Below are 11784 nucleotides of genomic sequence, written 5' to 3'. Positions count from 1 at the left end.
CTTTTTTACTATCGCCGCCCGGCGGCGTGGCAGGCGGAAATTTCTCCGTCAATCGCCAGTTTTAGAGCTGCTTTTCCATTTTTCGTGATTGCGCCCCTGGCAATGGCCTTGCCATGAGCTTTCCAAATATGACAGTTTTCCGCCACGCTAGCGCCGGATGATTTCAGGTCGAATCGACCTGAAATCTGAATCCGCGCTAGCATCAAATAGGTGGAGCATGATGTTGTCCGAAAACCGCCGACACTTTTCGGCATCATGCTCTAATCGGGGAGATTTCCATGGCATTCCGTCGTTCGTTTCTTCTGGGCCTCGGCGCCCTTGTGCTTGCACCTTTCGCCGCCCTCGCGGCCGACCTTCCGAACCTCAACGGCAAGACCGTTATCGTCGTCACCGAGAATGCCTATCCGCCGCTGCAGTTTATCGATCCGAAGACGAACAAGGCGATCGGCTGGGAATATGACGCCATGAACGAGATCGCCAAGCGACTGAACTTCAAGGTCGAATACCAGAACACCAGCTGGGATGCGATGATCCAGGCCGTTTCCGAAGGACAGTACAACATCGGCATGACCGGCATCACCATCAAGGATGACCGCAAGCAGAAGGTCGATTTCTCCGATCCCTACATGCGCTCTGAACAATTCATGCTGGTGCGCGGCGACGAGAAGCGCTTCACCGACGCCAAGAGCTTCGCCGCCTTCAAGGACGGCCTGATCGGCGCGCAGCCGGGCACGACCCCCTTTTACACCGCCGTCTACTCGGTTCTCGACGGCAACGAGCAGAATCCGCGCATCAAGACCTTCGAAACCTTCGGCGCCACCGTGCAGGCGCTGAAGACCGGCGACGTCGACATGGTGCTGACCGACGGCACAGCCGGCAAGGGCTATGTCGATGCCTCCAACGGCAGCCTGAAGCTGGTCGGCGGCCCGCTCGGCACCGAGGATTTCGGCTTCATCTTCCAGAAGGGGTCCGATCTCGTCGCCCCGGTCAATGCCGCGATCGCCAGCCTCAAGGCCGACGGCACCTTCGAGGCGCTGAACAAGAAGTGGTTCCTCGACTACAAGATGGGCCAATGAACTCTGAAGATCGATATATCGGAAGCCCGCTCTGATGGCACCTTTGGCAGGCCCGGGCGGGCACCGCGGCAAGGATGATTTCCCCTGGTGGTTGGTCGCCCTTGCCATCCTCGGCGTCGCCGCCTCCTTCGCAATCGCGGCGAACGGCCTCTACACGCAGATCTTTTCTCTTCTATTGAACGGCATCGGCGTCACGATCTTCGTGACGCTGGTGGCCTTTACGCTTGCGATACTGCTTGGTCTGGGGCTTGCGTTGCTCGGCCTGTCGGATGTGCTCGTGCTGCGGCAGCTTGCGCGTTTCTATATCGAGATCGTGCGCGGCATTCCGATGCTGGTGCTGCTTTCCTACATTGCCTTCGTCGGCACGCCGGCCTTCGTGGCCGTCTATAACTTCGTTACATCCCCGCTGGTCTCCGCCGGCTGGACCAGCCCGCTCATCACCCGCGACGTGCCCTTCGTCTGGCGCACCATCATCGCGCTGACCATCGCCTATTCGTCCTTTATTGCCGAAATTTTCCGCGCCGGCATCCAGGCGGTCGACCAGGGTCAGATCGAAGCGGCAAAGGCGCTCGGCCTCAGCCGCTTCCAGCGCTTTCGGCTTGTCGTCTTCCCTCAGGCGATCCGCGTCATCCTGCCGCCGCTGTCGAACGATTTCATCGCCATGGTGAAGGATAGCTCGCTGGTCTCCGTACTCGGCGTTGCCGATATCAGCCAACTCGCCAAGCTCTACTACTCGGCCAATTTCCGCTACTTCGAGACGCTGTCGATCCTCGCGTTCATCTACCTGCTGCTGACGGTCGGCCTGTCGCTGTTGCTCAGGCAGCTCGAAGCCTGGATGCGCCGGCGTTCGGGCAGCGATCGCTCCGCCTTCCCCCGCATGGCAGCGGGTCAACCACCGGGCGCGCAGGTGTGATTGTGCGGCTGGATGCTGGCCATAGCGATAGAGCCTGCGCTCGCTATTCTCGGGAAGAGGAACAACGAGTCATATACATTTTGCTTGATAGTGCATCGTCCCGAATGTGAAAGTAATTTGCAAGGTTTGCGGCAATTTTGCTTTCTTTGATACGGTTCAATTTCCCTGCATCAATATGATTTAGCCCTTAAGGACATATCCCATATCCTCAAGCCCTTGCAGAAGATATTGAAGGTGTTTCTGCGCTTGGGAATTTCCCTGTTCCGCGGCTTTCCGATACCAAAATATCGCTAGACTAATGTCCTTTTCGACGCCGATGCCATCAGCATACGCATTCGCAAGATTCACTTCAGCGTGCGGATCGCCCTGTTCTGCTGCCTTCCGATACCAATCCACCGCGCAAGAAGCATCCTTTGGTCTTCCCAACCCCAGACCACACATTATTCCGAGGCCATTTTGCCCTCCCGGGTCACCTTGATCTGCAGACTTTTGGAACAGAATTGCCGCTTTCGAATAGTCTTTGACCCCATCCTCGGAAATATAGATGCCACCCAAATTGGATTGAGCAGCGGGGTTACCAGCGTCGGATGCCTTTTGAAGCCAAGCGATAGCAAGGTTTATGTCACGACGAACGCCAAGCCCGAATCGGTACATATTGCTCAAATTAACTTCCGCGTGGACGTTTCCTTGTTCCGCCGCCTTGCGATACAACTCGGTGGCCAACGCATCATCCTTGGTAACACCTCGGCCATTGGCGTAGATTGCCCCTAGCGCGTTTTGCGCATCAGCCAGGCCCTGATCCGCCGCCTTCCGATACCATCTTTGGGCCGTATCAAAGTTTTGCTCAACGCCATGCCCGGTTTCGTAAAGAAGCCCCAAACCAAACTCAGCTTGAGCGTCCCCGTGTTCAGCCAGAGGCTGCCAGTACTTCAGCGCGCGTTGGTAATCTTCCGTACTATATAGATCCTGGCCCTCGTCGGCATATGCCTTTGTCTGAATTGTGGACGGAATAAAAACGGTCGAAACCGAAAAAAACAGAGATAAGCCAACAAGGACGCTCAAGCCTTTAATGCAGACGTACATAGCATGGCTCGCATATATATTTTGCTTCTTTAGTTCACATGGAAATGCAATCTGATGCGCGGCTCGGAGAAATGCAAGTGCAGTGTGGTAATAGCTTAAACTGACAGATGTTAGACTTGGCAATTCGGCATGGCAGATTGGCAGCGGATAATTTGCTTTCCGATGGCCATAAGCACCGTTCCAAGCCGCAAGGAATCGCTGAAAGCGCATGCCGCTTTAATGACCGCCTATCTACGCACGACATGCATGATTTATCTGATTGCACCTGCGGTAACTTGCCTTTTTGTTAATCTCGCGCGATTGGCTGCTTCCAGAAATGCTCACCATTGCCGAAGGTTTTGAAAATTGATATGAGCATGGCCATGAGTAAGATCATGAGCAAAGACGGCCGTTACGTCATGGCTTTCGTGCTGCAGGACCACAAGCGCCTGCCGGCACGTTTCTTTGCGATGATTTCGGGCGCGCTCAACAGCCGACTTCGCTGATCACACCCGAGGCCGGCGGTCCTGATCCGTCAATCCCTATCTTCGACAATGCCAATATGGATCTGTAGCCATGAGCGCTCCACGCACACTTTACGATAAAATCTGGGATGACCATCTGGTCGACGCGCAAGACGACGGCACCTGTCTTCTCTATATCGACCGCCACCTCGTTCACGAGGTGACCTCGCCGCAGGCCTTCGAAGGCCTGCGCATGAGCGGTCGCAAGGTTCACGCGCCGCAGAAGACGCTGGCTGTCGTCGACCATAACGTTCCGACCTCGCCGGATCGCCACCTCGGCATCAAGAACGAGGAAAGCCGCATCCAGGTCGAGCAGCTCGCCAAGAACGCCGCCGAATTCGGCGTGGAATACTACTCCGAAAACGACAAGCGTCAGGGCATCGTTCACATCATCGGCCCCGAGCAGGGCTTCACCCTGCCCGGCATGACCATCGTCTGCGGCGACAGCCACACCTCGACCCACGGCGCCTTCGGCTCGCTCGCCCATGGCATCGGCACCTCCGAGGTCGAGCATGTGCTCGCCACGCAGACGCTGATCCAGAAGAAGGCAAAGAACATGCTGGTGCAGGTCGACGGCCAGCTGCCGCCGGGCGTCACCGCCAAGGACATCATCCTCGCCATCATCGGCGAAATCGGCACCGCTGGCGGCACCGGCTACGTCATCGAATACGCAGGCGAAGCCATTCGCGCGCTGTCGATGGAAGGCCGCATGACCATCTGCAACATGTCGATCGAAGGCGGCGCCCGCGCCGGCCTGATCGCTCCGGATGAGATCACCTTCGAATACATCAAGGGCAAGCCGCGCGCGCCGAAGGGCGAAGCGCTGGAACAGGCCATCGCCTATTGGAAGACGCTGACATCGGACGAAGGCGCGCATTACGACCGCATCGTCAAGCTCGACGCGGCAAGCCTGCCGCCGATCGTTTCCTGGGGCTCCTCACCGGAAGACGTCATCTCCGTTCAGGGCGTCGTCCCGAACCCGGACGAAATCCAGGACGAGACCAAGCGCACCTCCAAGTGGCGCGCGCTTGACTATATGGGCTTGAAGCCGGGTACGCCGATGACCGAGATCAACGTCGATCGCGTCTTCATCGGCTCCTGCACCAATGGCCGCATCGAGGATCTCCGCGCCGTCGCCAAGGTCGTCGAAGGCAAGACAGTGGCTTCCACGGTCGATGCCATGATCGTTCCGGGCTCCGGCCTCGTGAAGGAACAGGCGGAAGCCGAAGGCCTCGACAAGATCTTCAAGGCTGCCGGTTTCGATTGGCGCGAGCCTGGCTGTTCCATGTGCCTCGCCATGAACGACGACCGCCTGAAGCCGGGCGAGCGCTGCGCTTCGACCTCGAACCGCAACTTCGAAGGCCGCCAGGGCTTCAAGGGCCGCACGCATCTGGTTTCGCCGGCCATGGCCGCCGCTGCGGCAATCGCCGGTCACTTCGTCGATATCCGCGAGTGGAACTGATCCGCTCGAAGTCATGAATGACAAAGGGCGGCCCGATGGCCGCCCTTTTTGTTTTTAGAAGCGGTGCCGAACCGCAGGACCTATCGTTTCGATACAACAGGCTGGCTGCCAGCTGTGGCGCTGCCCGCCTGCGGCGCTTGCTGCGCCCGCTGGCTGAGCCAGACGCTGCCGAGCACGATCACGATGCCGAACATCTGCATCGCACTCAACTGCTGGCCAAGCACGGCCCAACCGAGGATCACGGCCGTCGTTGGGCTGAGGAAGCCGAGCGGCGAAACCACCGAGGGCTCGAGCCGCGACAGGCCTCGGAACCAGAGGATATAGGTGAGCGCCGCGCCGATCAGCCCGAGATAGGTAAAGCCGAGAATATTTGCGCCGGTCAGATGCGGCAGCGGTGGCTCCAGCAGCAGCGCGACCGGCAGCAAAAGCACACCACCTGCCGTCAACTGCCATGCTGTGAAGGTCAGCGGCGAGACATCGGGCCGCCAGCGGCGGCTGAGCACGGTTCCCGCCGCCATGGAGAAGGCGCCGGCAATACCGGCGACAATGCCGATCGGATCGAGCGTTGCATTTGGCGTCAGGATCAACAATGCGACGCCGCCGATGCCGGCGATGGCGGCCACGATCGAAAGGCTGCGGATCGGCGATCCCAGCAGCAATCGCGCCAGCACGATGACGATCAACGGCTGGACGGCACCGACGGTCGCGGCAACACCGCCCGGCAACCGATAGGCCGAAATAAACAACAGCCACCAGAAGATGGAAAAGTTCAGAGCGCCGAGAACCAGCGACTTCAGCCACCATATTCCATGCGGCAACCGGCGCACCATGACGAGCAGCAGCAGTCCGGCCGGCAGGGCGCGCAGCATCGCGACCGTGAGGGGATAGCCGGCCGGCAGCAGCTGCGTCGTTACCAGATAGGTGCTGCCCCAGATCGCCGGCGCGATGGCTGTCAGCATCAGGTCGAAATTGCGGTTCATGGCCTTGGCCTCAAATTTATCTTGACCTCAAGATAATCCCAAATACCTTGACGTCAAGATAAAATCATGGCGAAGTCTCACCATGGATCGCATCGACAAAATTCTCGCTCAATGGCGCCGTGAGCGGCCTGACCTCGACACCACGGCCATGGGCCTCTTCGGGCGCATGCGCAATCTCACGCTCCATCTCTCGCGCGAGATGGAGAAGACCTTTGGCCGCTTCAACCTGAATTCGGCGAATTTCGACATGCTGGCAACGTTGCGCCGCTCGGGCGAGCCCTACACGCTCTCGCCCAGCGACCTGATGGAGACGATGATGGTGTCATCGGGCACGATGACCAATCGCATCGATCAGCTGGAGAGGGCCGGCCTCGTTGCCCGCAGCCAGAACCCGAATGACGGCCGCGGCTTCCTGATATCCCTGACACCAAAGGGTTTCGACCTGATCGACGCAGCGGTGACGGCGCATGTCGAAACGCAGAGACGTTTGATCTCGACCCTTTCGGAAGCCGAGCGAAAGGCCCTTGACCGCCTGCTGCGAAATTATTTAGCCGACTTCGAATCTCGCTGACCGCTCCGAACGCCGCTCGGCGCAGACATCGCGGATGCAGCTCCGCAGCCAGCGATGCGCCGGGTCCGCATCCATCCGCGGATGCCAAAGCAGCGAGATCATGACATCCGATGTCGGCACCGGCAGCACGAAACTGTGCATGTCGACCCGCAGGTTGCCGGTATAGCGCTCCGGAACGCTGACGATCAGCTCGGAGGCGCGCACCAGGGCCAGCGCCGCCGAAAAGCTCCCGACGATCGTCGCGATCCGCCGCTCCAGACCCAGCTCTTCCAAAGCCACGTCGATCTGCCCTTTCTGCAGCCCGCGCCGTGAAACGAGGATGTGCTGGCCCGCTGCGTAACGCTCCGGCGTCATCACGCCGTCCGTCAGCGGATGCCTGCTGCGCACCACGCCGATGAAACGGTCGCGGAACAAGGGCTGCGTTCGCAGTTCCGGGCCGGTATCGTCACCCACCACACCAGTCTCGAGATCGATCGTGCCATCGCGAAGCAAGGTGCTGTCCTTGTCGAGCTTCTGCGTGAAATAGAGCCGCACCCCAGGCGCCTGCTCGGCAATCCGGGCGATCAGCTCCGGGCCGAAATTCTCCACGAAGCCCTCGCGGGTGCGGATCGTGAAGGTCCGGACGAGCTGCTTGAGATCCAGCGTTTCGGAGGGCCGCAAGGCTGCCTCCGCTTCTTCGACGAGCTGGCCGACGCGTTCACGCAGCTCCAGCGCTCGCGGCGTCGGCACAAGCCCGCGCCCGGCCTTGACCAGCAAGGGATCGCCGGTCGTCTCGCGCAGGCGGGCAAGCTGCCGGCTCATTGCGGATGGGCTCAGCCGCAATCGCCGGGCGGCGCGCGCGACGCTGCCTTCCGCAAGCAGGACATTAAGGGTGACGAGCAGGTTGAGATCGGGCGTGGACATGTTGCGACCATAGCACGGTTTTGCCGACATATAGCGTCAAATGCACGAATGAAGTGCAAACGCTGCGCGTTCCGCCATATGATGTCGGGAGCTATGTTTCTGCCGGGACTTTCTATTACGTCGCCAGAAATGGAGCTCATGTTGAAGCCAATCACGGAAAAGCCGGGCGAAGCCGGCCATGCAAGATCAGCATCCTCGGTCCGCTGGGCGCTTGCCAGCCTCTGCCTCTCCATGCTGATGCCTTCGCTCGATACCAGTATCGCCAATGTCGGCCTGCCGACGCTCGCCCAGGCGTTTGGCGCTTCCTTCCAGCAGGTACAGTGGATCGTGCTTGCCTATCTGCTCGCCATCACCACGCTGATCGTCAGCGTCGGACGGCTGGGCGATATTTTCGGCAGGCGGCGCCTGTTGTTGATCGGAATAAGCCTCTTCACCCTCGCTTCGCTCCTTTGCGGCATAGCGCCGACGCTGTGGCTGCTGCTCGCCGCCAGGGGGCTGCAGGGCCTTGGCGCCGCCATGATGATGGCGCTAACCGTGGCCATGGTCGGCGAAACCGTGCCGAAGGAGCGGACGGGCAGCGCCATGGGCCTGCTCGGCACCATGTCCGCCATCGGCACCACGCTCGGCCCGTCGCTCGGCGGCATCCTGATCGCCGGCTTCGGCTGGGAGACCATTTTCCTTGTCAATGTGCCGCTCGGGATCACGAATTTCCTGCTCGCCGTTCGATTCTTGCCGGCCGATCGCCAGGAGGAGAAAGTCGCCCAGGGACGCCTGGATGGTATCGGCACCTTGCTGCTGGCTTTGACGCTCGCTGCCTATGCGCTGGCGATGACCATGGGACACGGCAACTTCGGCACACTCAATCTCGGCCTGCTGCTGACAGCCGCCTTCGGCATCGCCCTCTTCGTCTTCACCGAGGCGAAGGTGAAATCGCCGCTGCTGCGTCCTTCCATGTTCCGCGATTCCTCGCTGAGCGCTGGCCTTGCCATGAGCACCATCGTTTCCACCGTCATCATGGCGACGCTCGTCGTCGGCCCCTTCTATCTGTCCGGCGCGCTCGGCTTCGATGCCGCCCATGTCGGCGCCATCATGTCGGCCGGCCCTTTGATCTCGGCGCTGACAGGCGTACCGGCCGGCCGCATCGTCGATCGCTTCGGCGCCCGTCGCATGAGCGTGATTGGCCTCATCGGCATGATGACAGGCCTCTCCCTCATCGCGGCACTGCAAGGACGATTTGGTGCTGCCGGCTATATCGGTCCGCTTGTCATCGTCACCGCGCACTATGCGCTGTTTCAGGCCTCCAACAACACTACGATCATGTCCAACATCACGCCCGAACAGCGCGGCGTCATATCCGGCATGCTGAGCCTGTCGCGAAATCTCGGCCTGATTACCGGCACCTCCGTCATGGGTGAGGTCTTCACGCTGGCATCGGGAACCACGGACATCACCACGGCAACCCCGCAGGCGGTGGCGAGCGGAATGCAGACCACCTTCGTCGTCGCCGCTCTTTTGATCGCCGCAACGCTCGTCATCGCACTGACGGGCCGGACCTTTGCAAAGCGCACCACCCTCTCCGAGGAAGCGGCGTGAGACCCGGACAGGAGAAGATGGTGGATGACAAACCCACCATCCGATCAGACCCATTCGCGTCCGCTGAATTCGGACGAAACGAAATCGAGAAAACTGCGGAGCTTCGGCGTGATACGCCGATCGGGCGCGTGGAGGATATGAAGCGAGCGCGTCGGCACATTGTATTCGGGCAGGACGGCCACTAGCGATCCGGCTTCCAGGCTGGATCGAACGAGCTCGAATGGCTGAAGGATGATGCCGAGCCCGGCGAGCGCTGCCTGCAGCAGCGCCTCACCATTATCGATCATCAGCCGGCCATAGATAGGAATGTTCACGCTCCCATCCGGTCCTTCAAGATCCCAATGCGTCCTCAACATGGTATGCGAAAAGATGAGGCAATCATGCTCTTTCAGATCATCCGGCTTCGAAGGCACGCCACGGGAGCGGAGATAGTTCGGCGCCGCACAGATCACCAGCCGATAGGGATCGAGGCGTCGAGCAATCAAGCCGCTGTCGACAAGTTCGCCGACCCGAAAGACCGCGTCATAGCCTTCGTCGATCAAGTCGACCAAACGGTTCGAGAGCGATAGCTCTATCGAAACCTCCGGATGTGCGCCGAGATATTTGGGAAGCTTCGGCGTGAGGGCATGAATTCCGAATGAAACTGGCGCGTTGATCTTCAACTTTCCGCGCGGCACAGCCCGCGTCTCCGCTGCCAGGGCCTCTGCGGATTCGACCTCAGCGAGGATATTACGGCAGCGCTCGTAAAACTGGCTTCCGACCTCCGTCAGATGCTGGCGGCGCGTGGTTCGGTTGATAAGCCGAATGCCCAGATGCTGTTCGAGAAATTGCACATGCTTGCCGACAAGCTGTGGCGACATGTTCAATGCATCCGCGGCAGCGCTGAACGAGCCGAGCTCAACCGCTTTCACGAAGATACTCATGCTGGACAAGCGATCCATTCGAAACAACCCATTTCAAGTATAACATCATATAGATCATTTATCTCGATATGACGATAATCATATTCATTCATCGGCAACAACAAAGGAGCTGACGAATATGAAAATCGCTGTGATTGGCACTGGCAATATGGGCGCAGGTCTGGCCCGCCTGCTGGCGGCAACGGGTTATGATCTGGTGATCGGCCATCGCGACCCGGCAACGGCTGCGTCCTTCGCCGCGGAGCTGGGTAAGAATATCGAGGCCGGTGGAATTGCTGCCGCCGCCAAGCTCGCCGATATCATCATTCTGGCATTGCCTTATGGCGCGGTAGCGGAAGCATTAAAGGAAGCGGGCAATCTCAAGGGAAAGGTGCTAGTCGATATCAGCAACCCCGTCACCGCGGACCTCCGTGGCCTCGTCGTCGGACACTCGACTTCGGCAGCTGAGGAAATCCAGGCCCTCGCGCCTGGGGCAACGGTGATAAAGGCCTTCAACACCATCTTCGCGCAGCTGCTGCCGCTCGAGGCACGTAAGGGTAAAACGGTGCAGGTCTTCGTCGCCGGCGATGATGAAAAAGCCAAGGGCGCCGTCTCCCGCTTCGTCAATGCCGCCGGCTTCGAAGCGGTTGATGCCGGGCCTCTCTCCAATGCCCGCTTCATCGAGCCCATCGGCGAGATGAACATCCACTTCGGCTTCTTCCTCGGCAAGGGTCCTTCCGTGGCACCCGCCTGGGTTCAGCTCTGAGGGCACGCGGTAGCACGCATACGAAAAAGGCCCGGAGCTTGCGCTCCGGGCCTTGCCGAATGGATGATCGACGACTCCTGTCGATCAGAAGCTTGCCGTCAACGGGTCAGGACCGATACGGCCGCCGGCCGAATCGAGCTTGGCCATCTCTGCCAGATCGTCGCTATCGAGCTTGAAGTCGAAAACCTTGAGATTTTCCTCGATGCGGCTCGGCGTCACCGATTTCGGGATGACGATCAGGCCGTTGTCGATGTGCCAGCGGATGATGATCTGCGCCGGGGTGCGGCCATGCTTGGCGGCGACCTTGCCGATGACGGCATTGGTCAGAAGCTTGCCCTGGCCGAGCGGGCTCCAGGATTCGGTCTTGATGCCGAGCTTGTCGTGAACGGCGCGCAGCTCCTTCTGCTGGAATGTCGGGTGCAGCTCGATCTGATTCAACACGGGCGTCACGCCGGTCTCGCCGATGATGCGTTCGAGATGCGCGGCGGCAAAATTGGAAACGCCGATCGAACGGGCGCGACCGTCTTCTTTCAGGCGCACGAAGGCCTTCCAGGTGTCGAGATAGCGGTTGCGGTGCGGCGACGGCCAGTGAATGAGATAGAGGTCGACATAGTCGGTGCCAAGACGCTTCAGGCTCTCGTCGAAGGCCTTCAGCGTGGAATCAAAGCCCTGCGCCTCGTTCCAGAGCTTGGTGGTGAGATAGATGTCTTTGCGGGCAACGCCAGACTGGCGCATGCCTTCGCCGACGCCATCCTCGTTTTCATAGATGGCTGCGGTATCGACATGGCGATATCCGGCTTTCAAAGCCGTGCTGACAGCCATCGGTGCGACGTTTTCCGGCGTCTGCCAGACGCCGAGGCCGACCTGCGGAATGGAATTGCCGTCATTGAACGTGATTGTCGGTTGGGTGGTCACGATAAGTCTCCAGAGAATGAGAAAGGGGTGGAGTGAAGGCGTGATTTAAATTCTAAAAGAAAAGGTCCGGCCTGGTCCGCATGGGCGCACCGGTCGAAATCCCATATAGTGGAGAAT

The 11784-nt window shown here is 59.7% G+C and carries 13 protein-coding genes; 7 read left to right on the top strand and 6 right to left on the bottom strand.

All coding sequences use genetic code 11. From position 1 onward, the window contains the following. Window positions 1–8 precede the first annotated feature (8 nt). A complete protein-coding gene (locus GA0061100_RS34680) occupies window positions 9–257 on the bottom strand; it encodes a hypothetical protein (RefSeq protein ID WP_159444784.1) in 249 nt (82 codons plus the stop codon). 21 nt (window positions 258–278) lie between these two features. On the opposite strand from GA0061100_RS34680, the gene GA0061100_RS15660 reads away from it, so the two are divergent. Further along, window positions 279–1076, top strand: coding sequence for a transporter substrate-binding domain-containing protein (locus GA0061100_RS15660; RefSeq protein ID WP_075853611.1), 798 nt, complete (start codon window positions 279–281; stop codon window positions 1074–1076). 34 nt (window positions 1077–1110) lie between these two features. After that, window positions 1111–1989, top strand: coding sequence for an amino acid ABC transporter permease (locus tag GA0061100_RS15655; protein ID WP_075853610.1), 879 nt, complete (start codon window positions 1111–1113; stop codon window positions 1987–1989). 180 nt (window positions 1990–2169) lie between these two features. Here the strand turns inward: GA0061100_RS15655 and GA0061100_RS15650 are convergent, their stop codons facing one another. After that, complete coding sequence (locus GA0061100_RS15650) at window positions 2170–3282, bottom strand: tetratricopeptide repeat protein (protein WP_083961365.1); 1113 nt, start codon at window positions 3280–3282, stop codon at window positions 2170–2172. A 152-nt stretch (window positions 3283–3434) separates the two neighbouring features. Here GA0061100_RS15650 and GA0061100_RS35395 point away from each other — a divergent pair, with 152 nt between their 5' ends. Further along, entirely contained in the window at window positions 3435–3557 is a 123-nt protein-coding gene (locus GA0061100_RS35395; protein ID WP_280173832.1) for a hypothetical protein, read from the top strand. 70 nt (window positions 3558–3627) lie between these two features. Then, window positions 3628–5037 (top strand): 3-isopropylmalate dehydratase large subunit, encoded by a 1410-nt coding sequence (gene leuC, locus GA0061100_RS15645; protein ID WP_075853608.1) that lies wholly within the window; start codon window positions 3628–3630, stop codon window positions 5035–5037. 80 nt (window positions 5038–5117) lie between these two features. Here the strand turns inward: leuC and GA0061100_RS15640 are convergent, their stop codons facing one another. Further along, window positions 5118–6017 (bottom strand): EamA family transporter, encoded by a 900-nt coding sequence (locus tag GA0061100_RS15640; RefSeq protein ID WP_075853607.1) that lies wholly within the window; start codon window positions 6015–6017, stop codon window positions 5118–5120. An 82-nt stretch (window positions 6018–6099) separates the two neighbouring features. On the opposite strand from GA0061100_RS15640, the gene GA0061100_RS15635 reads away from it, so the two are divergent. Next, complete coding sequence (locus tag GA0061100_RS15635; protein WP_075853606.1) at window positions 6100–6588, top strand: MarR family winged helix-turn-helix transcriptional regulator; 489 nt, start codon at window positions 6100–6102, stop codon at window positions 6586–6588. On the opposite strand, the gene GA0061100_RS15630 is transcribed toward GA0061100_RS15635, so the two are convergent. Beyond that, entirely contained in the window at window positions 6565–7491 is a 927-nt protein-coding gene (locus GA0061100_RS15630) for a LysR family transcriptional regulator (RefSeq protein ID WP_075853605.1), read from the bottom strand. The two genes, GA0061100_RS15635 and GA0061100_RS15630, sit on opposite strands and share 24 nt — an antisense overlap. A gap of 138 nt (window positions 7492–7629) precedes the next feature. Here GA0061100_RS15630 and GA0061100_RS15625 point away from each other — a divergent pair, with 138 nt between their 5' ends. Next, on the top strand, window positions 7630–9084 hold the full coding sequence (locus GA0061100_RS15625; RefSeq protein WP_075853604.1) for an MFS transporter: 1455 nt from the start codon (window positions 7630–7632) through the stop codon (window positions 9082–9084). A 44-nt stretch (window positions 9085–9128) separates the two neighbouring features. Here the strand turns inward: GA0061100_RS15625 and GA0061100_RS15620 are convergent, their stop codons facing one another. After that, window positions 9129–10025 carry a LysR family transcriptional regulator gene (locus GA0061100_RS15620; RefSeq protein ID WP_075853603.1) on the bottom strand — a complete coding sequence of 299 codons (897 nt, stop codon included), beginning with the start codon at window positions 10023–10025 and terminating at the stop codon, window positions 9129–9131. 31 nt (window positions 10026–10056) lie between these two features. Between GA0061100_RS15620 and GA0061100_RS15615 the strand changes: the two genes are divergently transcribed. Continuing rightward, window positions 10057–10752, top strand: a complete 696-nt coding sequence (locus GA0061100_RS15615) for an NADPH-dependent F420 reductase (protein WP_342195591.1) — start codon at window positions 10057–10059, stop codon at window positions 10750–10752. An 84-nt stretch (window positions 10753–10836) separates the two neighbouring features. On the opposite strand, the gene GA0061100_RS15610 is transcribed toward GA0061100_RS15615, so the two are convergent. Beyond that, window positions 10837–11667 (bottom strand): aldo/keto reductase, encoded by an 831-nt coding sequence (locus GA0061100_RS15610; RefSeq protein ID WP_075853601.1) that lies wholly within the window; start codon window positions 11665–11667, stop codon window positions 10837–10839. Between the last annotated feature and the right edge of the window lie 117 nt (window positions 11668–11784).

Source organism: Martinezella hainanensis, assembly GCF_900094555.1.
Lineage (GTDB): Bacteria > Pseudomonadota > Alphaproteobacteria > Rhizobiales > Rhizobiaceae > Rhizobium > Rhizobium hainanense.
The sequence above is the reverse complement of the archived record's forward strand: the minus strand, read 5'-3'. Positions and strand labels throughout refer to the sequence as shown.